Origin of the sequence: Paenibacillus mellifer (assembly GCF_023195895.1) — a bacterium.
Taxonomy (GTDB): Bacteria; Bacillota; Bacilli; order Paenibacillales; family Paenibacillaceae; genus Fontibacillus; species Fontibacillus mellifer.
The window spans coordinates 18,001-44,450 of record NZ_JALPRK010000010.1 but is presented as its reverse complement, the minus strand read 5'-3'; the positions used below and the strand labels follow the sequence as shown (position 1 = coordinate 44,450).

Here is a 26,450-nt window from a genome sequence, read left to right as displayed (position 1 = left end):
ATAGAAAAAATAGGAGGTAGGAATGTCCATGAAAAAAAGGTCGTTTACAAGTTTAATTGCTGCGGTAATCGCCGTTGCCGCCCTGCTCGCCGGCTGCGGCGCAGCGAATTCAGGTACCCGCGGGAACGAGTCCGCCGCCCCCTCCGGAGAAGCGGCAAAGCAGCCCACCTATACGTTCCGGCTAGCGGAGTCCCATCCCGCGGATTATCCGACAACGCTGGGGGATAAGAAGTTCGCGGAGCTCGTCCATGAGAAGACAAACGGACGCATCAAGATCGAGGTGTTCCCTTCCGCCCAGCTTGGCGAGGAGAAAGCCGTCATCGAACAGGTGCAATTGGGTGCCATCGAATTTACCCGCGTCAGCACCGGACCGTTGGCTGAATTCAACAAAGCGTTTGGCGTGTTCAGCCTGCCTTATATTTTTGAAAGCGAAGAACATGAATGGAACTTCCTAAACGGACCGGAAGCCAAGCAAATGCTCGAAGGCTTAAGCGATTCCAAATTCGTGGGGCTGGCGTACTACGACTCCGGCGCCCGCAGCTTCTATACGCGCAAGCCGGTCACCAACATCGAAGATTTAAAAGGGATGAAGATTCGCGTGATTCAGAATAAAGTGAATATCGATCTGATGGAAGCCCTGGGGGCCAGCGCTACACCGATGCCTTACGGGGACGTGTTCAACTCCCTGCAGACCGGTGTGATTGACGGCGCCGAGAATAACTGGCCCAGCTACTACACCTCCAAGCATTTTGAACAGGCGAAATATTATATCCTCGATGCGCATCAACGCGTACCGGAAGTGCTAATGGCCAGCAAGGTGACCTGGGATAAACTGTCCGACGAGGATAAACAGGCGATCCAAGAAGCGGCAACGGAATCGATTGCCTATCAGCGTGAGCAATGGAAGAAATTTGAGAAGGAATCCGAGGATAAGGTTCGCGCGGCAGGTGTTACCGTCACAGAGGTTACCGATTTGAAGCCTTGGCAGGAAGCGGTTAAACCCATGATCGAAGAATATCGTTCGGAGTTCCAGGATATTCTCGGGGCCATCGAAAACGCCAAAACGAAATAACGCTTAAGCTTAAAGGGAGCTGCCGGCCATGTTCTGGGGCAAAACACCATCTCGTTTCATGCACGCCATATTTCTTAGGGATCGTCCGCTTAGCGTCAGGCTGCTCGTCTTTTCGGCCATTCTCGTCATTATTCCTCTCCTGGCGGTGGGCGTGATCTCCTACCAACGGTCCTCCGGGGTCCTGCAGCATGAAGCCCGAGAATACAGCCTGCAGATCATCGAGCAGGTGAAAGCCCATGTTGAATATTACGTCCGGGATGTTGAGATCACCGCCTTGAAAATGAACAACGACCCCGTGATGGGAAAACTCGTGAAAATGAACAGCCTGGAGGAAGTGGATCAGTCCGGCATCCGGGAGCCGGTGATGCAGCTATTGCGTACCTCCGCTTTTTCCCGATCGGATATTTCGAATATCAGCGTGTTTCTGGGGGAAATCCTGATTCTGGATCTGCGGGGAGACGACAGCGTGGAGCCGATGGCTCCCCTCATGGAGGAGTATTGGTTCAAATCGGCCCCGGCAAACGGGGAGGCGATCCTGGTCAGCCGGGTCATCAAATGGGCCGACCATGACGAACCGGTCATTTCCATCGTCAAACGGCTCGTCAGCCCCAGCACGCTGGAGCCGATTGGCATGCTGGTGATCGACGTCAATTACAAGCGGTTTCAAGAGATCGCCGATCTCGTGACCATCGGCCAGACCGGTTATATGTTCATCCTGGATTCGCAGGGTCATTACGTCTACCACCCCGACCTGTCTTTGCTCGGCCGCAAGGCGAATCTGGAAGGGGAAAGCTGGATGCAGCGGTCGGACAGCGGTTCGGTTCCCTCTGCCGGCGCCAATGGCGGCAAGGACTTCCTGACTTATAGCCATTCCCCTTTCTTGGGATGGACGCTGGCCACATCGGTGTCCTACCGCGAATTAACGGCAGGCATCGGTTATATCGGAAGGACAATCCTCATCACGATCATCGTAACACTGGGGTTGGCTTACGGATTTGGCATCGGGCTGGCCTCCAGCATCATCAAACCGGTTCGCCAATTGCAACGTCTGATGAAGCGCGTGGAACTGGGCGATTTTACGAAAACGGCGTCGGTGACGTCCAAAGACGAGCTGGGCCTGCTGACCCACGGGTTTAACAAAATGGTCAGGAACTTAAGCGAGCTGCTGGAGCAGATCTACATCTCCCGGCTGAAAGAAACGGAGATGACATTGCAGCAAAAGGAAATGGAGCTCAAGGTGCTGCACGCGCAAATCAATCCGCATTTCCTATATAACGCGCTGGAAACGATCCGCGGCATGGCGCTGGAGCAAAGCATGGACGATATTTCGGATATGGCCTCCGCCCTGGCTCGAATGCTCCGCTACAATTTACGGAATCCATCCCCCTGCGTCTGCCTGGAGGATGAACTGGAGATCTGCGAGACTTATCTCCGAATCCAGAAGTTTCGATTCGAGGATCGTTTGGATTATGAATTCGCCGTTCCGGCACAGCTGCTGGATCAGCCGATGCCGAAATTTTCGCTGCAGCCCCTCGTGGAAAATTGCATCGTCCACGGTTTCGAACGGGGCGGCGGGATATGCAGCATTCGGATCTCCGCCCGGATGGACCCTGCGGGAGCTTGGTTTATCGTCGTCGAGGATACGGGCTCCGGCATGTCCGAAGAACGGCTCGCATGGATCCGCGGACGTCTCCGGGAGGACGATGCGGAACATGACGGCGAGCATATTGGCCTTCTTAACGTTCACCGCCGGATCGTTCGCTTGTTCGGCGATGACTTCGGGATGAGCATCCAAAGCGTGCCCGGGGACGGCACCTGCGTGACGCTGCGTCTTCCTATGCAGCCGCAGAACGCCGCATAGCTGTGTATGGAGGCTAGTGACAAACTATTGGGAGGGAGGAAGCGCGATGTCCAGCATTTTGCTAGTCGACGATGAACGTTGGGTACGCACCGCCTTGCGCAAGGTCATTGAACGCTGCGGCCAACCCTGCCGGATCGTCCGGGAATGCGCGAACGGCCAGGAGGCGCTGGAATGGCTGGCGAACCACGAAGCGGACGTGGTCATGACCGACGTGAGGATGCCCGTCATGGACGGGATCGCCTTGGTTCAGGCGCTTCGCGAGCGGGCGAATCCGCCGGAGGTCGTCATGATCAGCGGTTATGACGACTTCCCCTACTTACAATTCGCCCTGCGCGCCCAAGTCGCGGACTACCTGCTGAAGCCGGTGGAGGTGGAAGATATGAGCCGTTGTCTGGGTTCGATTCTGGATCGCCTGGCGAAAACCAAAGGTAATGATACCGAGCCGCCAACTACCGCCGGGACCCGTCTACCCGCTTGGGGTGTGCTGCCGGAGGAGATGACGGAATCACCGATCCGGCAAGCCGTCCGTTACATCGACGCTGCCCTGCCCGGCGATGTCTCCCTGCAGGAAGTAGCGGCGCAGGTGCATTTAAATCCGTCATATTTAAGCCAATTGTTCAAGCAGCAAATGAACATGAACTTCATCGACTACGTCCTGGAACAGCGAATGGCCCGGGCCAAGCAACTGCTGGCCCAGACCTCGATGCGCATCTCCGAAATCGCCGAAAGGGTCGGCTACTCCGACCTCGCCTATTTCAGCAACGCGTATAAGCGAGTGACGGGGATGACGCCGACGGAATATCGGAGAAGATGCGGATCGTCCTCACCTTAATATTTACCAACGAAAAGAACCCCGCCAGACATCGGCGGGGTTCTTTTCGTTGGATTAATGTTTAATGTATTTCCCGTAATCCGGGATAGCGATGCGGTCGAACTCGTTCGCTAATTTCTGCAAGCCGTTCGTCAATTCCTGGCCAGCTACGGGCCGGCCATGACCGGTAACCGCAACGGTAGGTTGTAAGGCAGCTAGCTTCCTGACAGATTCCCAAGCGGCCTCCCAGTCAGTAGTTAGGTATCTGGGCGGTCCGCTGATTTCCATTTCCTGCGTTAACACCTTGTACAATGAATCCTGTCTAACCGTTACGAACGCATCCGCCGCAATCAAGGTGCGGTCGTTGTCTCTGAACAATGACACCTGACCTGGCGTGTGCCCCGGGGTGTGAATCCAACGAAAACCGTCCAAATACGGCACGCCTCCATCAGACGGAAGAAGTTGAACATGATTCCCCAAGTTAATCGGCTCATTGGGGAACATCGCGGATATTTTCGCAACCATGCCGCCTTCAACGCTCGGATCCGGTGCCGGATAACTCTTTTGCCCCGTCAAATAAGGGATTTCGAGTTCATGGGCGTACACAGGAACGTTCCAGTGCTTAACCAGCTCGATTACCGCGCCCACATGGTCAAAATGACCATGCGTCAGCAGGATGGCTTTGGGGCGGTTACCTGCTCCATAGCGAGCTTCCGTAACGGAGATGATTTCATCCGCCGATCCAGGCATGCCTGCATCTACCAGCACAAATTCCTTCGCGCTCGGAGCTCCAACAAGGCAAATGTTCACGATTTGGAGAGTATGGCAATATAAATCCGGCAGCACCTCAACGCCCAGACCACTCCTAACCGAAGATGCAGGGATATATTTATAGTCGCTCCCGTACTCCATTTGTTTATCCACCGTATTTTTTCTCCTTTAAAGTTATGGGATAATAACCTTATCGTTCCAATCCCTTGGCAGGGTTATTCATGTTCTGAAGGAGGATCCCTATGGACATCGCCAAAGGAAATGGCTTCCAGTTTGTTGAAAAATAAAGAGCTCCCATTATGCGTGTTATTTGCTGCCGGTTCTGATTCCATTACTGATCCTTCCTATCGATGGGACGGTTTAGAGCAGAATGATGGACCTTACTATCCTCGTTGTAAAGTTACTATAGATATCGTACTACTCCCCTTATTAAGATGAACGTGAACAGAGCAATAATCATCTGTAAAGTAAAGGAGCTTATGATATGGACCATCAGCTTGTTGCATCTACACCGCCGCTGGGCTGGAACAGCTGGGACTGCTATGGCGCGGCCGTGACGGAAGAGGAAATTCGAGGCAATGCGGAATATATGGCGAAGCATCTCAAACCCTTTGGCTGGAACTATATCACTGTCGATATTCAATGGTATGAACCGGATGCCCATTCCTCGCAGTATCGGCCATTTGTACCCCTCGTAATGGACAATTACTCCCGGCTCATGCCGGCTGAGAACCGCTTTCCCTCCGCGGCCGGTGGTTTAGGTTTCAGGCCTTTGGCTGATTATGTACATAACCTGGGGCTGCAATTCGGCATTCATATTATGCGTGGGATCCCGCGCCAAGCCGTTCATGCCGCCACGCCCATTCTGGGCACAACCGCGACCGCGCGGGACATTGCGCATACGAACTCCATCTGTCCTTGGAATACGGATATGTACGGCGTGGATGCCTCAAAGGAAGGGGCGCAAGCCTATTATGATTCGCTCTTTGAGTTATACGCTTCCTGGGGCGTTGACCTGGTAAAGGTGGACGATATTGCGGCTTCCAGACTGTATGGCACCCACCAACCGGAAATCGCGATGATTTCCGAAGCAATCAGGCGCTGCGGCCGATCCATGGTGCTAAGCCTGTCCCCTGGACCGGCTCCGGTGGAATCCTCGGCTTTCTTCACCGAGCACGCCAACATGTGGCGGATGACGGATGATTTCTGGGATCAGTGGCCGCTTCTGCGGGACATGTTCGACCGCTGCCGGGCTTGGCAGGGTATACCGCAAGCCGGCTCATGGCCGGACTGCGACATGCTGCCGCTCGGTCACATCGGCATACGCTCGGTGGATGGCGGCGGGGCAGACCGCTGGACCCGGTTCACCCGAGACGAGCAATTGACGATGATGTCGCTTTGGAGCATCTTCCGCTCTCCGCTCATCTTTGGCGGAGAATTAAAGGATAACGATGAATGGACTCTGTCGCTGATAACTAATCATGAGGTGCTGCGCATGCACCGGGAGAGTCGCGGAGCCAGGGAAGCGATTCGTGAAGGTGACCTTATCGTTTGGACAGCTGAACATCCTGAGGGATTTGGGTATGCCGCTGTTTTCAACCTCGGCGATAGCCCGCTGTCGTTGGAACTCCCTTTGGACCAGCTCGGTCAGGCAGGTGCTTCAGCAGGAACTGAGCTATGGAGTGGAGCGGCGGCCGAGCTAACGGTTTCAGGTGAACTATCTACCACGGTACCGCCGCACGGAGTGCGGTTGTATCGGTTGGAATGAAAGAGACCTACCGCCCGGCAGGTCTCTTCCCTATCAAAACTTCAAACCTATCCATACTCTCTACCAGATCGACTTCATTTCCCACACTTCCATCGACCTCACAACGAGCTCTCGATCTCCCCAAATCTCCAGCCCCAGCGCATCCCTGCGGCTCGGATAGACCCGAGTGGTCAAGCTTTTTAGGCCGTTGGCATAAGCTTCAACCATGGAACGGTCCAGATAAAGGTGCAGACGCAAATTCTCGCCCGCGAGCTCCAGCTTGCCACCCTGGATCCCTCCACATCGTTCTCCCGGATGCAGCGTCGTTTTCGTTCGGTCGACCAGGAGCATCGATTCCTTCGAATCATAATAGAGCAGCGTTTCTTCTTCCCCGTCCGGGGTCCGCCGGAGCTTGATTCCGAATTGTCGTGCGCTGTCCGGTTCGATTTCCAATTGAATCTCGAGCATGTCGCCTTGAATCTCTTGGAGCCGTTCATTCGCCTCGGCGAGCGAATTGTCCCGAAGCGACAGCCGCTTCTCTCCGCGCAGCGATTGCAATTCTTGGATCGGCTCGATTCCCAGCCGTCCGTCATCCCGTAAATACACGCTTAATGGTAACCCTGCGTTATGGGCCCATCCCGATTGATATTCCAGTTCGGACGTCCGGTCCCCTTGGGCTATCGTAAAGATGATTTTTCTGCCGGTCTTCGGGTCCACCATGCCGCTCGGGCCGGTAAAATGGAAATCACCAACATCAATCAACTCGGGTTCCTCCTGATCTGGAATAAACGAAAGCTCCTCCTTAACCAACCGCCCAATCCAGTAAAACACCTCAACATCCGCGCCTTCTCCCACGGGACTGACCAACAATAAGTGCTTGTTCTCCCCCTGCTTATCCGTGCCAAGAGGGAGCAGCACCGGAAGCTCCCAGATCGGTCCAAGATAAGGATACTTCTGAAGATCCGCTTGGAAAAACGGTCCTTTGTACGTCCAGTTCAACATATCCTTCGAAACAAAGGCCAACGCGGCCCCGCCTTCGCCTTCGATCCCCGATCCGACCAAGGCATACCAACCGTCATCGTCCTTCCAAACGAACGGATCGCGAAAATCTCCAAACGCCCCTATCCCTTTTTGCTGTACGATAAGCGGCTCCCGATGCTTGACCCAACGAACCAAATCCGGGTTTCCATCGGCTGGATACGTACTCCGAGCAAGAGCCACGCCTTGATTAGGCGAAACACTGTCATTGCCTGCTGTAAAGAACAATACAGGCAAACCCTCCGCATCATAAGTAGCACTGCCTGACCAAATTCCATCCGGGGCAAGTTGATCCTTCTCAGGGGCCAGGGCTACGGGAAGGTCACACCAATGGACGAGATCCTCACTCACCCAATGTCCCCAATGGATCTGATAGAAGAACGGCCCTAACGGATTATGCTGATAAAACAAATGATATTGCCCTTCAAAATAAATCGGTGCATGCGGTTCGTTCATCCAATGCGCAGGGGGGCTGGCATGATACTGCGGTCTATGCCGATCCAGCAACAGCGGAGTCCTATCCAGCTTAAGCTCATCATATGGCACCTGAGGTTTGATGCCGCCATACAGGGAATCCAGCACTTGCCGATACGATGCGGCTATTTCTTCTTCACTTAATGCCCGTTGATAGATCTTCAGCTCATCCAGGATCCCGCTGAACATCTGGAGATGAAATACTCCCGCCCATCGGCTGCTGTGATTATTTTTGCCGATTAGCAAATCTGTGCCTACAGCCTCGACCATTCGGGATCCAACAGGAACCTCTGACGAAGCAATTTTCCGGCCATTTAAGTACAGCTTGATTACGCCTTGATCTCCATTAAAAACAGCGTTTACGTAGGACCATTCATGCTTTGGCAGCTCATCGCCGTCCGGTGACCAAACTTCCTTCCAGCCCCCTTGATCAAGCCCCACCTGAAAGGACCAGCGGCCGTGTCGGAACATTCCAAGCAGATATCCCTGCTCGCATTCCCTGTTGTGACGGTTCACAATAGCAGCCAGTTTCCCTTCATACCCCCAATCATAGGAGCGTGGCGCCACCCACACCCCTATGCTTAGGGCTGACAACGGCTCCGCCTCCTGATTCCTGTCTAATTCACTAGCTGGCCGGGCGATCGAAGTTGAATATCCATCGAACAGGAGCCCGTTTCCTTCTACTCCTTGTCTCCACTGCGGATCAGCGGGTTCAGTGAATTCGGCTTGATTCAATACATACTGAATCTCATCCCGCGATTGGGATACCTGTTCCAGAGCACTTCTTCCGGCCCCTTCATCAAAAGCCCAATGCATCATTAATCCTTGCTCACCAGTGAGCTGACTCATCGATTATCCCTCCTGACACACCACTTGCTTTGGAAAGGCGTAGGGGATTTCAACGGATTTCAGTGTATGGATCTGAACGGAATCCAGTACAACCTCCCCGGATCTCGTGATGACTTCAACCTGATCCAACGGAGCTTTCGGAAAAATTTGATCCGTCAATACAACGAGACCTTGATTCCCGTACACTTCAACCGCATTGCGATCCAGCCAAAGATGCAGTTGGATCTTTCCGTCTATCGCCGCTATTTTAGCCCCATGCTTGCTAGCGAATGACGGATGGAAATCAGTAACCCCGGAATGGGTACGATCGATGAACAGCCATTGATCCCCGGGATCATAGCCGACAATCACCTCGTCCTTCTCTGAGGATTTCAACCTAATCAGCACTTCCTCGCCGGACCGGATATCAAACTCCACTTCCATCTCTAGCAAATCCTCTTTCACGTTCTGCCAAAAAGGAGCTATTGGCGTAACCGAGACCTCCTCCCAACGCAATGACGCTTTACGCAGTTGCTCGATTTCCCGAACAGGCATTTGGGTTAATACGACACTCCCATCCTGTTCCGTTAATGACAAGACGCGTGGTAAAGTCATCGCGCCTCGCCAGGCCCCCGTAGGCGTCTCGTTGGCGTATTTCCAATTACTCATCCATCCGATGATCACTCGCCGTCCGTCTTCTTCCGGGAGATCCGACCAGGTGACCCCGGCATAATTGTCTCTCCCGTAATCCAGCCACAGGATGTGATCAGCCGAATTGCCATTAATGAACGTCTTTCCATCAAACTCTCCGATGAAATATTGCGTACGGGATCCTTCTGGACCCTTGGGATGATCGCCAATACTGATGATAAGCACCCATTTCGAACGCCCGGTATCGCCTATCGGCAATTCAAACAGATCCGGGCATTCCCAAACGCCGTCATGGGACCCTTCTTCTTTACCGAATACACCGGACAGGGACCATTTCAATAGATTTTCAGACTGATAGAACCGAACATGATCTCCCGCCACAAGCACCATGATCCAACGTTCGCTTTCGGAATGCCAGAACACCTTCGGATCGCGGAAATCGACCAGTTCCTCCTCGGAGAGGACGGGATTTCCTTCGTATTTGTGCCAGGTTAACCCCTTGTCGCTGCTGTAAGCTAAGCTTTGTCGTTGGCGGGGCTGCCCGGTTTCCGGATGGGTGTCCGCATGGGTGAAGACGGCCACCAAACCATGGGAATCTTCGAACAATCCGCTGCTATTCTTCCAATCCACCACACAACATCCGGAGAAAATCGCTCCATGTTCATCCGGGAACAAAGCGATTGGCAGATGCTCCCAATGAACAAGGTCTTTACTAACTGCATGGCCCCAATGCATCGGACCCCATTGATTCCCGTAAGGATGGTGTTGATAAAATAAATGATAGCTTCCTTCGTAATAAACCAATCCGTTAGGGTCGTTTAACCAATGGGATGCGGGCGAGAAGTGAAACCCCGGTCTAAAACGATATTCTTCGTTAAGCTGATGATTGGACTCTAGCATCTGATGAATCTCTTCGGTAGTTGGCATTGCTCTAAGAGCCCCTTTCCGTGTTGTGACCAGCGCTCCGCCGGCATTTGCATAAGTCAGCATGTTCGTGACCTGCGAGGGAGTCAGATCTTTCAGAGGGCTTCCGGCCTCCAGGATTTTAAATAACAAGCATCCGAGAAAAGCATCTCCGGCGCCCGTCGTGTCAACGACCTTGACTTGAAACCCCGAGACATAGCCGTCTTTACTTCCGATCCGGTAGTAGCAGCCTTTTTCCGCCAAAGTGACGACGATCAACGCAATCTCAAATTGTTGCGCCAGCTTCAGGGATCCTTCTTCGATATCGTGAGTCCCCGTAATAAAGGAAAGCTCTTCTTCGGATATTTTCAAAATATCGGCGTATTTCATTCCCCAAAGGATGTTCTGCTTGGCCTCTTCTGGGCTCTCCCATAACGGGAACCGGATATTCGGATCAAAGGAGAGCAGAACGCCCGCTTCCTTAGCCTGAAGAACCGCCGTTCTAGTTGCGGTACGAGCCGGTTCATGGGTCATGGATACCGTCCCGTAATGCAAGATTCGGCTGTTCACGATTTTCTCGTGCGGAAGATCCATGGACTGCAAGAAGGTGTCCGCACCTGGCTTCCGAATAAAGCTGAAGGATCGGTCCCCATGATCGTCCAAATGGACAAAGGCCAGCGTGGTGCTCGCTTCCTTCGTATACGAAACTCCGGAAACATCAACACCGGCGTTTTGCAAAGTCTGATGCAGCAGGGAACCAAACTGATCTTCCCCCACCTTGCTAATCAAGGCCGATTTGGAGCCTAACCGGGATAGCGCAGCCGCCACGTTAGCCGGAGCTCCTCCGGGATTACATTCAAACTGCTCGTTTCCTCCAGTTGAACGGCCAGCCGGCGTAAAATCAATTAATACTTCCCCGATTGCGATGACATCTAGCACGATTTCTCCCCACCTATCGTCTATTTATTTAGGTTTGCATAATAACGATCCAGCCCGGTTTGATAGAGCTCCATTAATTCATTGAGGCCCATTTTTTCCAGTGTTTTGACGTAGCTGTCCCACTGTTCATCCACGCCGCCATCCACGATGAATTTCCCTCTTTGCGTATTTACATACTTGATTAACTCCGGCTCAATCTTGTTGATTTTGTCCAATTCCCCAGGTTCAAAGAAGATGCTTGGATAGTTTTCCTTCTCCATATAAGGGTTGTAATACTGTTCCAGATCCTTGGCACGCTGCTGGGCACGTGGTTCCATATCGACTACTTTGCCGAAGTCTTCAAATGTGATCACGCCGGGTCCGCCCGAACCCGGAGCAACCTTTTGACGGAATTCACCTGCAGAGGTGCCCTCCGGAAGCGGCAGGTTCACCAATTTCCCATTTTCATCCTTCTCGAACACGACATCCAGCGGCCCCCAGTGGATTTGAGCGGCCATATAGGGTTCATACTGTTGATCGATCCAACGCATGGTGATTTCCGGATTCTTGTTTGCTTTCGTAATAACAAAAGCTCCGCGTCCCGGACCCCCGCCATTAGCGCGTCCGATTAACTGATCACCATTGGGGCCCTTCAGCGGAGATAACAGAGTATAGTCCTTACTGCGTTCTGTCCCGACAACCTCTTCGATTTCCCACCAGATATATGAGCCCAGCGTCTCATCCGACGATTTACCTTTAGCCAGATACTGCGCAGCGTCCTGGGTAAAGGACTCGGGATCGATCAGACCTTGTTTGTACCATTTTTCGTGGAAGTATTTGAGCGCTTCTTTATATTCAGGCTGAGTGGCGGTGAAAACGACCTTGCCATCGCGAACGACTCGATGCTCCAGGTTATCCGGAAGGCCAAACGCACCAAAGATGCCGGCAATATCCATACACCACTGCATGTGCATAAAGCTGAGCGGAATTTCATCCTGCTTGCCGTTCCCATTGGGGTCCTGTGTTTTAAAAGCAACCAGGGCCTCCGTATATTCATCCAGGGTTTGCGGCATTTTCAGCCCCAGCTTATCCAGCCAGCTTTTATTGATCACATGAAAGAACGGGTTGGTTCCCAGATTATTATCTTCCCAGGAAGGAAGTCCGTAGATATGACCATCCGGCGCGGTGATCGTCGATTTGATATCCGGCCGACGCTCAAAAAGCGCTTTCAAGTTCGGTGCATATTGATCAATTAAGTCCTCAAGAGGAATAATGGTTCCGTCTTTTCCGAAATTAATAAGCTCATAGTCGGTAAATCCGGCTGCGTAGAATGCATCCGGCAAATCCCCACTCGCAATTAACAGGTTTTTCTTCTCTGTATAGTCGGTATCCGGAATGTTCTCCCAGTTGATCTTTACGTTCGTTTCCTTCTCTAGTCGCTTAAAGATTTCCATCTCGGAATATTCCGGCGCTAATGCCGCTTTTGGGGATACCATGGTTAAGGTCACGGTGTCGTTTACAATTGGAAGACCGGTCTTGTTAAAATTCGTGTCTTCCACCGAGCTATTAGCCTGGTTCTTCGAACCCTCGCTGCTGTTCCCTTTACCCGAACACCCACTTAGTACAAAGGCTCCGGCTAAGGCAAGAATTCCCGCTTTTTTGTACCATGATTTCATTGAACATAACCTCCCTTGATTTCGTCCTACTCGTTTAATCCCACGATTGTTTCCTTGCGATGAAATGGCCCTGAGCCCGCATCCCCCCTTTCAAGTCGCTTGTTCCTATCAGCCCTTGATCGATCCGATCATGACGCCTTTAACAAAATACTTTTGCAGGAAGGGATATAAAATCAGCAAAGGCAAGCTGGATACAATGATGACGCCGTATTTGATGAGTTCGGTAACGCGCATTTTGGCCGCGTAAGATTCGACATCAATCATCATCCCCGAGTTCACCTGATTTTGGACAAGGATGTTGCGAAGCACCAATTGCAAGGGATACTTGCTCTCATCATTCAGGTAAATCAAAGCGTCAAAGAAGCCATTCCAGAAACCAACCACATGATAGAGCACCATGACTGCCAAGATGGACTTGGACAACGGCAGAACGATACTCCAGAAGAACCTGGTATTGGAACATCCGTCTATCGAAGCGGCTTCCCACATTTCATCCGGGATGGTTGATTGAAAGAAGGTTCTTACGATAATCACATTAAATACGCCGCCCGCTCCGGGGATAACCAGCGCCCAAATCGTGTTCAGCATGTGAAGATCCTTAATCAGCAAATACGTTGGGATCAACCCACCGCTAAAAAACATGGTCACCATCAAGAACCACATAATCGCTGATTTCCCCACCAAATCTCGACGAGCCAGCGGATAAGCTGCAAATACGGTGACGGCCACCCCAATGAGGGTTCCTAAAGTCGCGTAAAGGATCGAATTGGCGTACCCTATCCAAATGGAGGTATCGTTAAAAATTCGCTCATAACCATCCAAGGTGAAGCCTTTGGGAAACAGCCAAACCTCTCCCGAGTAGATATAGTTGGGATCACTAAATGACGCGATCAGAACAAAGTATAACGGGAATAACACGAGCAGCATCACGATGGTTAATAAGGAATAGTTGGTTACGTCAAACCATACGTCCCCTCTGCTCTTTCTTTTCAGCAATGAATTCAAGGTGGACCCCTCCTACCACAAGCTAGTTTCTGTCAACTTCTTGGCGACTCGATTGACAGTGACAATCAGGATAATATTAATCAGCGAATTAAACAGGCCCACTGCCGTGGAGAAGCTGTACTCTGCCTTCTGAATCCCCATTTCGTAAACATAGGTTGGGATGATATTGGAGGTGGCATAGTTCAAATCGCTTTGCATCAGGAAGGCCTTCTCAAATCCGATGCTCATGATGTTCCCCAGCGCGAGAATCAACAGAATCACAATCGTTGGCAAGATCCCTGGAATATCCACATGCCAGATTCGCTTCCATTTACTCGCACCATCCATAATTGCCGCTTCATGCAGTTCCGGATTCACTCCGGCAAGCGCCGCCAGGTAGATGATTGTTGAAAATCCGGTTTCCTGCCATATGCCGGACAAGATATACAAAGGACGGAACCAACCCTCATCAGCCATAAAGAGAATGGGCTCTCCACCAAACCACGTGATGATATGATTTACGATGCCGCTGTTGGGAGATAAAAAAACGTTCAGCATGCCGACCAGCACAACGGTAGAGATAAAGTGCGGGGCATAGATCACCGTCTGAACAAATTTCTTATATCTCTTGCCGAGCATCTGATTGAGCATAATGGCGATGATAATGGGTGCCGGAAAGCCAAATATCAACGATAGGAAACTAAGGGAGAGCGTATTGGTAATGATGGTCCAGAAGTTATAGGAATCAAAGAAATCGATAAAGTGCTGAAACCCAACCCATTCACTCCCCCAGATCCCCTGACTTGGCGAGAAATCCTTAAATGCGATTTGGACACCGTACATCGGATAATACTTAAAAATGAGATATAGGATTAGGATGGGAAGCAGGAACAGGTATAACTCATAATCGCGTTTGATCCGGCTCCATCTCCGATTCCCATGAGGTTTGATCACACTCGGTTCCCCCCCGCTGGTTCTTGAGGTCATTGAAATACTCCCTTTCCATGGTAAAATGATCTTCTATTTTGAAACGTTTCCAATTTGTTATGTGCAGAGGTCTGCGAATCTATCCCATCCATCAACTGAAACCATTGATGTTTTTCAGTGTTTATCGCACAGATATCCAAACTTGAAACGTTTCCAATTTTGAGAAGAAAAACGTCAGTTTCTCATAGAAATCGGAATGAACTGATGTTTTTCTTTCCTTTTGAAGGAATCAGGTTGTTTCACCCTGCTTGAAGGTGACCGGGATCCGATGGACTTGCTCGGTCAGAGGTTCGCCTTCCATCTTGCTGTATAGCAGTCGGATCGCCATGCGCGCCATCTCTTCCACCGGTTGTCTAATCGTTGACAAGATCGGGTGAAAATAAGGATTGTCCTGAATGCCGTCATAACCTACCACCTTGACATCCTCGGGAACACGAATACCTCGTTTACGTGCTCTTTCGATATAGTTGGCAGCGAGCATATCCGTAATGGCAAAAATGCCATCCACGTCACCATGCTCATTAAAAAATTCATTAAAGTAGGCTTCGTCATCCACAATAGGGTCCGGCTTCTCGTAAACCGTGTAATCGACACCCAGAGCCTCCGCCTCGTGCATAAATCCTTTTATTCGATTCATGGTTTCACTAAATACGGAAGTGACGCTCCCGATAAAAGCAGGCTTTCGAGCACCGGCTTTAACTAACTCCCGTAAAGCCATACGTCCGCCTTCATAATTATCCGAAGTCACGCAGGTGATTTTCTTATTAAAGTGTCGGTCAATACTTACGATTGGAATATCATGGCTCACATTATTTTCGATATCGTTGTAAGTGATCCCCACAATGCCTGCCACTTTGTTTTGCCGAAGCATATCCAGGTAGTACAGCTCTTTTTCGGGCTTTCCCCCGCTGTTGCACAGCATGAGCTTGAAGCCTTCCCGATCCAACTCATCCTCAATGTAATAAGCCAGTTCAGAGAAGAATGGATTCCAGATACTTGGAAGCAAGAGAGCGACCATCTTGGATTTTTGCATCTTAAAATTTCGAGCGACTTCATTGGGGATATAATTTAACTCCCTGACTGCCTCTTCCACTTTTCTGCGCGTCTTGGGTTTGACCGCCCCCGAGTTATTGATGACTCTGGATACGGTTCCCACGGCGACGCCAGCTAAGTTGGCTACATCCTTAATGCTTGCCATATAACCCCCCCGAGCTCTCTTATGAACCCTATCATAGCACCAAAGTGGAAACGTTTCAATAATAAATTTGGAAACGTTTCAAATTTGTAAAATTTAATGTTATACGAAACAAAAAAAGCCGCTGTTGGGCTTTTAATTCGATTGTTGTTTCTCCCTTGATACAGAATGCTTCCCCATACTCTAGCGCGTTCCCTGCAGATCCGCTTTTTAATACACCTTTTTCAACAACTCGATCATCTCATCCAGAGAGAGTCCAAAGGACTTGTAATAGGATACCTCATTCACCAGTTGTTCCATCACCATTTTGTTGCGGATACGCTGCATCTCGTCGGGCGAGAACTCGGCTACAAAACATCCTTTGCCGGTGACCGTATGAATCAAGCCCCGCCGTTCGAGTTCTTCCCATGCCTTCTTGACGGTGATGACGCTAACCCGCAGCTCATGGGCCGCTTGCCGGATGGGCGGCAGGATATAGCCGTTCTCCAGCTCCCCCTTCAAAATTTGAGCGCTAATTTGCTCAAACAGCTGTTGATAGATCGGTTTCTCCGAGGTATTGGAAATCGCTACGTTCATTGGATTTCCACTTGAAGGAATCGTTTGACCGCAATCCGGTAAGCCAGAGCGGTAATGGCAAGGAAAATCACGATCCCCGCGATCAGAATAAACGCTTGAAGCGCAACACTGTTCGCTTCCGTTCCATAAAAAATACGATTCATCCCCGAATGCGCAATCCCAACCCACTGGGTTATCCCGGCAAACAAGGTCGCGGCCACGGTGGAGGCAAGCAGCGCCATCCCGAATTTATACGCCGTCTTGTAATACATGGGAATAAAAACAAGGTTAAAGATCGCCAGCATCGCCAAGCAGAGACCAAAGAACCCCAAATTCGGCGGGAAGAAAACGTAGGTCAAATCCGGATATAAGCGTTGGCTGATCAAGCCAAAGACCAAGGCCACCACCACATGCGCTAATTCTAATCCAGCAATCACAAAGATCCGCGCTTTCACAATGTCCCGTTTCGTGACCGGCATCATCGAGGTAAACATCAAATCGTTTTGCGATCTCAATTGGTTAAACATATTGGGTATAGTGATCCAGCAAAAATACAAGATCACAATGAAGTAAATCCAGCCAGGGATAAACATTAAAGCACCAGTCAACAAAGGCATAATCAAAAACAACGGATGTACGCCCAGTCGGATATCCTTTCGGATTAAGTTAACCATGGATGTTCTCCCCCTTTTTCGTATAGTAAATCAAAATATCTTCTAGGCTTGGGGTGGCGGCTTTGATACCCGAAGACGGATCGAAGTCATTTGCCTGGATTAAGCCCGTAAAACCAAACGAATTCGTTTTATAGGAAATCATCTGGTCCTTGACTTGCTCCAGTTGGCTCTTAGAACCGTTCACCAGGAGATAAGCTTCTTTGAATTCTTCCTTCTCACCGCTAAGAACAATTTGCCCATTCGCGATAAAAGTAATGAAATCCGCACACTTCTCCAAGTCGGAGGTAATATGGGTGGAGAATAGAATGCTGACTTCTCCTTCTGCGATCAGTTCCTGAAAAAGATCCAGCAGATCATCCCTTGAAGCCGGATCAAGCCCGCTGGTCGGCTCGTCGAGAATCAGCAGCTTCGCTCCGTGGGATAAAGCAAGGGCAAGGCTGTATTTAACCTTCATGCCCGTCGACAGGTCGGCGATTTTTTTATTTTCATCCAATTTGAATCTCCGCATGTAGTTGGAATAGATCTGATCGTCCCAATTCTGATAGAACTTCTTAATGGTATCGGTCAACGTCTTGATTTTACTGCGCGTATAAAAATCGATGCTCCCGAAAGCAAACCCTATCTCCTGCTTCAATTCAAGCTCATGTTCAGCCATGCTTTTGCCCAGAATATGAATCTCACCGCTGTCGATATGAGTCATATTCAGAATCGATTTAATGGTGGTGGTTTTCCCCGCACCATTGACCCCGATAAAGCCCATGATATATCCCTTCTCCAGTTGGAACGAAACGTCCTTCAGCTCAAAGCTCGGGAATTTCTTGTTTACGTTGCGAATATCTAATGCCTGCATGGAGTACCTCCTCATTAATATTGTGTATATCGTGTATGCACAATATATCATTGATTGTAGGGAACGTCAATCCTAAAAACACCCGCCGACTCAAAAAGTCGGCGGGTGTTTTGGATACCTCTCGCTATCATCACATCTTTAATTGAATTGCCATCAGCTTAAGCTTAGATTCCCATATTGGTAGCTTCGGTGAAGAAGCTTCGCTTTGCGGTTCGTATCGCCCGTTCCCATGGCTAGAAGAAGCCGAATGGGGGCGCTGTGCAGTGAGGAAAGATTTAAGCCAGAAGCTTCTTCGTAAATTTCACATCAAAGAAATGGATGATGGGTCCTAAACCCAGTGCGGACACGAGCGTTCCCAAACCGATCACGCCTCCTGCCAGGAAGCAAATCAATGCACATAGCGCATCTGTAAACATCCGATGCCAAAAATAAGAGATTTTCGGGAAGTGATTTTTCATAATCAGGGACAGACTATCATACGGAGCTATTCCCACATTCGAGGTCTGATACAGGGATACCCCAAAACTGCATACGACCACACCAATCGCCACTACGACCACCCGCTGCCAAAAAAGCTGAGGTTCGCCGAACAGGTGAAGCGAGGTATTATGAAAGAAAGTAACGATGTAGCCCAGAAGAATCGCATTTACGAAAGTCCCGGTTCCGATATATTTCCGACCCAGGATCCATTCGATGACAAACAAAATGAGGTTTAGCAGGATTAGAAAATGAGCATAGGCGATACCGATAGACTCGGCTAATGCCATCACCATGCCGCTGAAGGGATCATTGCCCATGCCGGACAGCTTAAATATACTAATCCCCATCCCCAAAAATACGTTACCAAAAACCATGATGATCAGTCTCTTTGCATCTAATTTAAGAAATAATCTCTTCATAGGGTCCGTCCTAATCATTTAATATTTACTCCTGCTGCTCACCATCAACGACGCCATTGTATCATAATTTCAATCCCTTGACTGTGTTAGGATGATGATCGTTATTAGGCAATCAGTTTATAACTAAAATAAGCAGGACCGAGCCATGCTCAGTCCTGCTTAGGCATCTATTGAAGCTTCTGAGGAGCCATTCCCTCTGGGCAATCTGACCCTCCACTTAACGCTTTTCACTACCTATTGCCATTTATTCACCTGGACTTGCCCGGCATAGGACTTTGGCTCTTTACCCTTTTCGGAATACTCTTTCATGATCGACTCGCCTTCGATATCGAAATTAGGGAGTATTTTGTCCAACCATTTAGGGAAATACCAAGCGGATTTGCCCAGTAAGGTCATCACGGCGGGCACAATCGCCAATCTCACGACAAAGGCATCAAACAAAACACCCACTGCCAAAGCCAATCCCATTTGCTTGATCGTAGGATCATGGGAGAAGATAAAGCCTGAAAATACCGAGATCATGATGAGGCCGGCCGCCGTTACGACAGCTCCATTTTCCTTTAAACCTGCATGAATCGCTTTCTTCGCGTCGCCGGTATGCGCAAATTCTTCGCGCATTCTGCTCACGAGGAAGACTTCGTAATCCATGGATAGACCAAACAGGATTCCGATGCATAGTACCGGCAAGAGGAACAAGATCGCGCTCTCCCCGGGGAAGCCGAACAGATCAAGGAAATTGCCATCCTGCACAATGAATACCGTAAATCCCAAAGTTGCGCCAATGGAAAGAACAAAACCAAGAACCGCTTTTAACGGTACAAGCAAGGATCTGAAAACGACCATCATTAATATAAAAGCAAAAGCAACAATAAGTATGGCAAACGTCGGCAAAGCGCTCATGATTTGTTCGGTGATATCTATATTAATTGCCGTAGCCCCTGTAACCAATAACTCCATGTTCCCCTTATCGGAAAGATCCCTGATCTCTTTAACGAGATCTTTGGTTTCCGGAGCGTTTGGCCCATCCTCCGGCGTCACACTCATTAAGAACATATCGCCGCTCTGGTTAGGCATGGCAGGCGTGGCGCTTTTTACGTGATCCAATCCATTAATTTGTTCCGATAGGGCTTTCAACCGGTCCGGATCAGCAGCCTCCTGATTAGCAGGATCGGCAATCACGACTAAGGTGGAATGGAATCCGGCCCCATACGCTTTCGACAACAAATCGTACCCTTGTCTCTCTGCCGTTTCATACTGCTTATTCCCGTCGTCAGGGAGTCCGAGATTCAAATGGAAGAACGGGATGGTCATGACGACTAATACAGCAATACCGACGAATGCGACGATAAATGGATTTTTCGTCACAAATCTGCTCCATGCATTGGTAGGCGTTTCTTTTTTCTTGTTGGCACGCGTCAACATCAAGATCAATCGATTGCTTTTTTTCGGTTGAATTCGATGCCCCATAATTCCCAAGATCGCCGGCACCACCGTAATGGCTACAATAATCGAAAGCAACACGACGACAGCCGTCGCGATCCCCATCGTGGTCATGAACGGGATATCCACAACGATCAGACCTAACAGCGCTATAATTACAGTGATTCCAGCAAATACGACCGCATTGCCGGCCGTACCGTTGGCGATGGCGATCGACTCTTGAACGGAATATCCTTTTTTCAGTTGTTGTTTGAATCTGGAGAAAATAAACAAGGAATAGTCAATCCCCACGGCGATCCCCAGCATTCCCGCCAAAGTTAGGGATATCGATGAAATATCGAAGTAGTTTGTCCCCAGCAGGATGCACAATACGCCGGTACCAACGCCGATTAGAGCTATGAGTATGGGCATGCCCGCCACAAGCAAGGAGGCAAAAGTAAACGCCAAGATAACATAAGCTATGGCTACCCCTAAAGCTTCGCCAGGTCCTCCGCCCGCTTTGGTTTGTTCGAATTTTACCGTCCCGCCTAAACCTGTCTCAATTCCTTGATCCTGCGTCAACTTCAAGTTGTCTTCCACCCTGTCTTTGGACGCTTGAGACACCTGATCCGCGGAAGAAGTATAAGTAACGACAGCATACCCGATTTGTTTATCCGGGTTGATATTCCCAAGCTCATACGGCGTTGCGACGGAAATGACTGCCTGATCTTCCTGAATCTTTGCAAGCAGGTCGCTAATCGCCGCTTTATTTTTTGCCGAATCCAAAGTTTCATTTGCGGGAGCTTTAAAAACAATGTTAACTTGCCCTTTTTGTTCGCCGCCCGTAAATTGTTCCTGCAACATGGTCATGGCCTTTTCCGATTCAGTACCCGGTATAGATACATCCTCTTGAAACGCGGTACCCATACTCAAGATCAATGCGCCCAAAAGGGCCATGAGCAATATAAATGCCAAAATCACCTGTTTACTATTTGAACCCGTCCAACTTCCGAGCTTATACAACCACTTAGACACAATGCCCTCTCCTCTCGTTTTATCCGAATAATACTGTCGATCCTCAGTTCGAAAACTGTTGCACCTTCCTGACTTTGTAACGGACCACTCTCTTGCTTAGGCAGCGAACCACGATAGCATCCGAGCATCCGGCAAAAATATTTTTCAGAACATGGGGTCTTGATCCTCCGTTTCTTCGTTTTCGGTATCTGACCGACACCTCAATGACTGAAAAACCGTTCATCTGCGCCATTGTCGATATAAAGCGGTGCATTCCTTTGAAAAAAACCAAGTTATCCGCTACCTCCCTTCTGAAAAGCTTCAGGGGACAAGCCGAATCCTGAAGCTTCCCCCGGGCGATCCGTCTGCGAATTTCGTTTCCGGCTCGGTAAGATAATCTTTGGATCCATGACTCCTGAATGTCGTTCCATCTCCCATTGACACAATCCAATCTTTCAATGAAAGGCATCAACCTGAAAATATCACGAGGATCCGTCTGGAGACCGGCATCCATTAGCGCAATAAGATCCCCGTCGGAGTGTCGGATCCCCGCCCAAATGGCTGCCGCCAGACCATAATTCCGATCCAAATGAATGACCTTAACACGCGGATCGTATTGAGCGATCTCGGTTAGTTGCCGCGAACTGCCATCCCGGCTGCCATCATTCACAAACACGATTTCATAGTTTTCAATGCGATCCCTCATTGCCTCTATGATGTCCAAGTAAAGATCGCTAACATTTCGCTCTTCGTTATAGATTGCTGAAATCACGGAAAGCCGAGCCATCTATCGTCACCTCCTCGTTCAGATGAATCAAACTTCTAACATGACCCTATCTTACAGTTGGTAAGAATAGGCCGCATCGTCCTAAAGGGTTCCGGTTCCTTGCCCTTTCGGGCAGCCCCTGCGCATTGCCCTTTCGGGTAGAAATCCCCTAGAGAACAGGCATAAAAAAAGCATGCGAATGATTTCTTTCGCATGCTTTGAGTCTATATTTTCAATATTCCGCGTTCCAAGGCGGTTGCTACCGCTTGGGAACGTGAATCGACGCCGAGTTTGTTGTAGATGCTTGTCAAATGGGCCTTCACCGTTCGCTCCGCGATACCGAGCTCAAAAGCGATTTCTTTGCTTTTGAATCCTCTGGCGACGCTTTGCAAAATATAGGTTTCTTTATCGCTAAGCAAAGTCGACTCCGTCTTAGATGAATCCGGAGGCTTCTGCATCTTGGCCGCCATTACTCTCTCGAGGATATCCGCCGATAGCAATGTCTCTCCTCTGACCGCCGATTCGATGTTCCTGAATAGGTTTTCCCGGTTCGTATCCTTTAGCAGATACCCCTTCGCCCCGAGAGCCAGGCCTCCGATCATAAGCTCATCCTCGTTGTATGTGGTCAGTATAATCACAGGAGTAGGATCGTTTTTATCCTTTAATGCCTGAATTGCTTCAAGTCCACCCAAGACCGGCATATTTAAATCCATCAAAATGACATCCGGGTTTATTGTACCCAACATACCCAATGCTTCCTGACCATTTTTGGCCTCGCCCACAACCTGAAACTTATCGCTTGTCTCCAGAATCAATTTGAGTCCCTCGCGGACAACAAAATGATCGTCCACAATCATGATTTTATAAGGATTCATTCATCTTCACCTTCGCTAAGCTGTATCGTGACGGAAATCGTTGTTCCTTCCCCGCCGCTAAGCACCTTCATCTCTCCATCAATCAGTCTGGCCCGTTCCTGGATTCCCAAAAGTCCGTAATGTCCGGCATCCATCCCAATATTATTCGTATTGAAACCAACGCCATTATCTCTGATTTCGATCCTTAATTGCTTGGCATCGCCATGGAAGGTTAACCATACTCTATTCGCTTCGGCATGTCTGGCAATATTGGTCAGCCCTTCTTTCACGATGTGCAGGCAGTGCTCCATATACAACTGGGAGAACCTCGTCATTAATCGGATATCGGTGACAACGGGGATGCCCGTCGCCTCCTCGAAATGCCGGACTTCATCTTCAAGCGCCTCGTTCAAGTCCATGTCGGGGGCCGACTTCAGCCGCAAATCGTCAATGGCCCGCCGTGCTTCGGCCAATGTCCTGCGCGCCTGCTGCATAGATCGCTTGAGAATGGTATGCGCCCCCTCCGTATTGCCTTGCGTCATATGGGCATCTATTGCTTCCAACTGCATAATTAACCCGGCGACGCCTTGTGCAAGTGTGTCGTGCAAATCTCTGGCCATCCGCTGCCGTTCATTGGATAACGTCAATTCTTCCACCTTTCGGTGCGCCTCCTGCAAATCATGCAAAAAGTTCTGAATCCGCAGACGTTCATTGACCTGCCGAAAAAACAAAATGCCGTAAGCCACAACAATAATCAGCATTAGTACGAAGATCGGAAGAAAGACGTAAATCTCCTCCAAATCATGAACGGTCAAGGCCGAATCAAAGAAGATGACGATGCTGATAAGGGAGACGTAAATCACTCTGTGGATACGAAAGGAAAAGCCGAGACTTTGCGCAATCAGTACAGGCAACAGCCCGAGCAGCACAGCCTGATATCCTTGCGGCATAAGAATCGCACACAAAAAGACAAGAATCCCCTGTACCGTGAAATAGATCCAAAATTGCTTTTGTGTCACCCGGTATGAATTCCAATGAAGAAGTACGTGGATCGTGAATAATCCGGTAAACACGATGCTCGGCAAGATCTGCGGCTCCCTTAGAAACTGAAGCACCACGGTTCCCACATAAACAAAAGAAACCCAAATCAGAATCGGGAGCCTGGAAGCAAACATCCCGTTGATCATCTCGAGTCCGGTCTTTTTGTCATTCAATGCACCAGCCTCCCTATCCTTTGATTCCATTATAGAACATCCCAATTGCCTTGGAGAGTACGAACCCGATCCTACAACATGAATTTTCGAATCGAGCCGTTTAATTGATTGGACATAACGGTTTGATCTTCCGTGAAGCGAGAAGCATCCTGAATAACCTTGTTAATCTCTCCCAAACGATCTTTGATCAGATTGGTATAATCTGAGGTTTTCGCAGAACGTTGGGCAACCTTATCGATCACGGAGCTAATTTGCAGGACGGAGCCGCTCATGGCCGCCGTTGCCGCATTGATTTCTTCCGACATTTCGTTCACGAGCTGAGCATCCTGTTGGTATTGTCGTCCGGTTTCAATCAACAACTCGTAATCGGCCTGTACATCCCGGTTGATATAATTGAGTATATCTTGGGAACTCTCCGCAAGATATCCAAATGCATCTCTAACTTGCGAAACCAAGCGATCCACATCTGCTATCGCGGCTGCAGACTGGTTTGCCAGTTTTCTCACTTCTTCCGCAACGACCTCGAAGCCTTTCCCGTTCTCCCCGGCTCTTGCCGCCTCAATCGATGCGTTTAGGGCTAACAGATTGGTTTGAGCGGAAATATCTCTGACACTATAAGCGATGGTATTGATTTCATCTATGACTTTCCCCGCTTCGATCGCTTTAAGCAAATTCATATGCTTATTCGTATATGTCATCTGCGATCGTTCCAAAGATTCGATTCCTTCCTTTTCCATGTGGTCCGCTCTTTTTTTCATGGCTGCCGAGGCGGATAAAGAGGATTCCACCTTCTGCATCAAGATTTCGCTTGTGTTATTGATTTCAGCAATGGATTGATTCGCGGTTTGGGCATCTTGGATCAAACAAAGCGCATCTTCCGCGAGGAACGATGCCGTTGCATGGATGCTCTGAATGCTATCTGCCGAGCTTCTGGTCGAATTTAGCAGCAACCCGCTAGTAGCGTTCATCTTTTCAAATGAGGTATCGATTTCCATAACCAAATTTCTGATATTGGACGAGCTCTTATCCAATGAGGAACCCAGCCGGCTGATGTCATCATTGCCTTTAAAATTCAAAGTAACGGATAAATCCCCATCGCCGAGCTTTTCCGTACAAGCCACTACGTTAATAAGTCTTCTCAAAATAATGCGGTCATAAAGAAGTATTAGAATAAACGCGGATATCAATATACTCAGGCCGGAGGAAACAAAAAATCCGATATTCCCATCCATATAATTAGTGTTCATCCCTGCGTCAGATATCACTTCCCGCCCTTTATCGAAAACGAAGTTCACCAGCTGGCCGATATTCGTGCTAAAAATTTGGAGTAGAACGACCGGAAGGATGAGCTTGAATTTGATCGAGTCTAACGTCCAATGTCTCAGCTTGTCCAATATTTTCATTGAGATCCCTCTTCCATTATAGGTAATATATCCATTATCGTTCCATGAATTTTACTTGAATTTGATAACGCCAACATCGTCCGAAGGTGCATCGCGATCTGCCCTTTCGGGCAATCCGGATGGGGCGAAAACCAAAGAGCCTGCGATCAGCAGGCTCTTTGGCTTACTTCTTTTTATAAAACTCATGATACAGCTTCATGAGCGCTCTTTTCTCAATCCGCGACACATAACTCCGGCTGATGCCGAGCTCCTTGGCGATTTCGCGCTGGGTCCGTTCTTCTCCCCCATGCTCCAGTCCGAAACGCCCCTTGATCACTTCCTGCTCCCGCGCGTCCAGAATGTCCAGGTTCCGATAGATTTTGCTCTTCTCCATCTTGAGCTGGACCCGGTCCACCACATCGTCCGCTTCCGTCCCCAAAATATCGATCAAGGTGATTTCATTACCTTCCTTATCCGTTCCGATCGGATCATGCAGCGATACGTCCTTGCGCGTTTTCTTCAGCGATCTCAGATGCATGAGGATTTCGTTCTCGATGCAGCGAGCCGCGAAGGTCGCCAGCTTCGTCCCTTTATTCGGTCGAAAACTCTCGATCGCCTTGATCAGACCGATTGTACCAATCGAGATCAGGTCCTCCAGATCCTCGCCGGTGTTATCGAATTTCTTCACGATATGCGCCACCAGCCGCAAGTTATGCTCGATCAGGATATTGCGGGACACCGCGTCCCCTTCCGCCATACGCTGCAGGTGTTTCGTTTCCTCCTCCTCGGTCAAGGGCTGGGGAAACGCATTATTTTTGACATACGATACGAGCAAAGTCAGCTGTTTAATGAACAAAGCAATTGCGGTAAACAATCCAGGCAATGATGACACCTCCTGCTGATTCAC

At 49.5% G+C, this 26,450-nt stretch carries 21 protein-coding genes; 4 read left to right on the top strand and 17 right to left on the bottom strand.

The window, feature by feature from the left end; all coding sequences use genetic code 11:
• Positions 1–28 precede the first annotated feature (28 nt).
• Genes M0651_RS12400 through M0651_RS12390 form a run of 3 tightly spaced genes read left to right on the top strand, consistent with a single transcriptional unit; the run spans position 29 to position 3,765 of the window.
• Positions 29–1,072 (top strand): TRAP transporter substrate-binding protein, encoded by a 1,044-nt coding sequence (locus M0651_RS12400; RefSeq protein WP_248552058.1) that lies wholly within the window; start codon positions 29–31, stop codon positions 1,070–1,072.
• A 28-nt stretch (positions 1,073–1,100) separates the two neighbouring features.
• Positions 1,101–2,933, top strand: coding sequence for a sensor histidine kinase (locus M0651_RS12395; RefSeq protein ID WP_248552057.1), 1,833 nt, complete (start codon positions 1,101–1,103; stop codon positions 2,931–2,933).
• Positions 2,934–2,979: 46 nt separating this feature from the next.
• Positions 2,980–3,765 (top strand): response regulator transcription factor, encoded by a 786-nt coding sequence (locus M0651_RS12390; RefSeq protein ID WP_248552056.1) that lies wholly within the window; start codon positions 2,980–2,982, stop codon positions 3,763–3,765.
• A gap of 54 nt (positions 3,766–3,819) precedes the next feature.
• Here the strand turns inward: M0651_RS12390 and M0651_RS12385 are convergent, their stop codons facing one another.
• Entirely contained in the window at positions 3,820–4,668 is an 849-nt protein-coding gene (locus tag M0651_RS12385; RefSeq protein WP_248552055.1) for an MBL fold metallo-hydrolase, read from the bottom strand.
• Between the two features lie 331 nt (positions 4,669–4,999).
• Here M0651_RS12385 and M0651_RS12380 point away from each other — a divergent pair, with 331 nt between their 5' ends.
• Positions 5,000–6,283, top strand: coding sequence for a glycoside hydrolase family 27 protein (locus M0651_RS12380; protein ID WP_248552054.1), 1,284 nt, complete (start codon positions 5,000–5,002; stop codon positions 6,281–6,283).
• Between the two features lie 60 nt (positions 6,284–6,343).
• On the opposite strand, the gene M0651_RS12375 is transcribed toward M0651_RS12380, so the two are convergent.
• From M0651_RS12375 to sigK, 16 genes are all read right to left on the bottom strand, one after another.
• A complete protein-coding gene (locus tag M0651_RS12375; RefSeq protein WP_248552053.1) occupies positions 6,344–8,623 on the bottom strand; it encodes a GH32 C-terminal domain-containing protein in 2,280 nt (759 codons plus the stop codon).
• 3 nt (positions 8,624–8,626) lie between these two features.
• Complete coding sequence (locus tag M0651_RS12370; RefSeq protein ID WP_248552052.1) at positions 8,627–11,095, bottom strand: PfkB family carbohydrate kinase; 2,469 nt, start codon at positions 11,093–11,095, stop codon at positions 8,627–8,629.
• Positions 11,096–11,115: 20 nt separating this feature from the next.
• Positions 11,116–12,750, bottom strand: coding sequence for an ABC transporter substrate-binding protein (locus M0651_RS12365; RefSeq protein WP_248552051.1), 1,635 nt, complete (start codon positions 12,748–12,750; stop codon positions 11,116–11,118).
• Positions 12,751–12,858: 108 nt separating this feature from the next.
• Positions 12,859–13,755, bottom strand: a complete 897-nt coding sequence (locus M0651_RS12360; RefSeq protein ID WP_248552050.1) for a carbohydrate ABC transporter permease — start codon at positions 13,753–13,755, stop codon at positions 12,859–12,861.
• A 12-nt stretch (positions 13,756–13,767) separates the two neighbouring features.
• On the bottom strand, positions 13,768–14,721 hold the full coding sequence (locus M0651_RS12355) for an ABC transporter permease (protein WP_248552049.1): 954 nt from the start codon (positions 14,719–14,721) through the stop codon (positions 13,768–13,770).
• 229 nt (positions 14,722–14,950) lie between these two features.
• On the bottom strand, positions 14,951–15,919 hold the full coding sequence (locus M0651_RS12350; RefSeq protein ID WP_248552048.1) for a LacI family DNA-binding transcriptional regulator: 969 nt from the start codon (positions 15,917–15,919) through the stop codon (positions 14,951–14,953).
• Between the two features lie 207 nt (positions 15,920–16,126).
• The gene (locus M0651_RS12345; RefSeq protein ID WP_248552047.1) at positions 16,127–16,492 is read right to left on the bottom strand and encodes a GntR family transcriptional regulator; all 366 of its coding nucleotides are present in this window, start codon (positions 16,490–16,492) and stop codon (positions 16,127–16,129) included.
• Positions 16,489–17,145, bottom strand: a complete 657-nt coding sequence (locus M0651_RS12340) for an ABC-2 transporter permease (RefSeq protein ID WP_248552046.1) — start codon at positions 17,143–17,145, stop codon at positions 16,489–16,491. Before M0651_RS12340 ends, M0651_RS12345 begins: the two co-directional genes overlap by 4 nt.
• Positions 17,138–17,995 carry an ABC transporter ATP-binding protein gene (locus M0651_RS12335; RefSeq protein ID WP_248552045.1) on the bottom strand — a complete coding sequence of 286 codons (858 nt, stop codon included), beginning with the start codon at positions 17,993–17,995 and terminating at the stop codon, positions 17,138–17,140. Before M0651_RS12335 ends, M0651_RS12340 begins: the two co-directional genes overlap by 8 nt.
• Positions 17,996–18,270: 275 nt before the next feature.
• On the bottom strand, positions 18,271–18,894 hold the full coding sequence (locus tag M0651_RS12325) for a YczE/YyaS/YitT family protein (protein ID WP_248552044.1): 624 nt from the start codon (positions 18,892–18,894) through the stop codon (positions 18,271–18,273).
• 234 nt (positions 18,895–19,128) lie between these two features.
• Positions 19,129–21,348 (bottom strand): MMPL family transporter, encoded by a 2,220-nt coding sequence (locus M0651_RS12320; RefSeq protein ID WP_248552043.1) that lies wholly within the window; start codon positions 21,346–21,348, stop codon positions 19,129–19,131.
• Positions 21,349–21,391: 43 nt separating this feature from the next.
• Positions 21,392–22,114: a glycosyltransferase family 2 protein gene (locus M0651_RS12315; protein WP_248552042.1), complete on the bottom strand. Its 723-nt coding sequence runs from the start codon at positions 22,112–22,114 to the stop codon at positions 21,392–21,394.
• A gap of 203 nt (positions 22,115–22,317) precedes the next feature.
• Entirely contained in the window at positions 22,318–22,968 is a 651-nt protein-coding gene (locus M0651_RS12310; RefSeq protein ID WP_248552041.1) for a response regulator, read from the bottom strand.
• On the bottom strand, positions 22,965–24,161 hold the full coding sequence (locus M0651_RS12305) for a sensor histidine kinase (RefSeq protein ID WP_248552040.1): 1,197 nt from the start codon (positions 24,159–24,161) through the stop codon (positions 22,965–22,967). The genes M0651_RS12310 and M0651_RS12305 overlap by 4 nt, the downstream gene beginning before the upstream one ends.
• Positions 24,162–24,232: 71 nt before the next feature.
• On the bottom strand, positions 24,233–25,393 hold the full coding sequence (locus M0651_RS12300) for a methyl-accepting chemotaxis protein (protein ID WP_248552039.1): 1,161 nt from the start codon (positions 25,391–25,393) through the stop codon (positions 24,233–24,235).
• A 334-nt stretch (positions 25,394–25,727) separates the two neighbouring features.
• Complete coding sequence (gene sigK / locus M0651_RS12295; RefSeq protein ID WP_059044522.1) at positions 25,728–26,426, bottom strand: RNA polymerase sporulation sigma factor SigK; 699 nt, start codon at positions 26,424–26,426, stop codon at positions 25,728–25,730.
• Positions 26,427–26,450 lie beyond the last annotated feature (24 nt).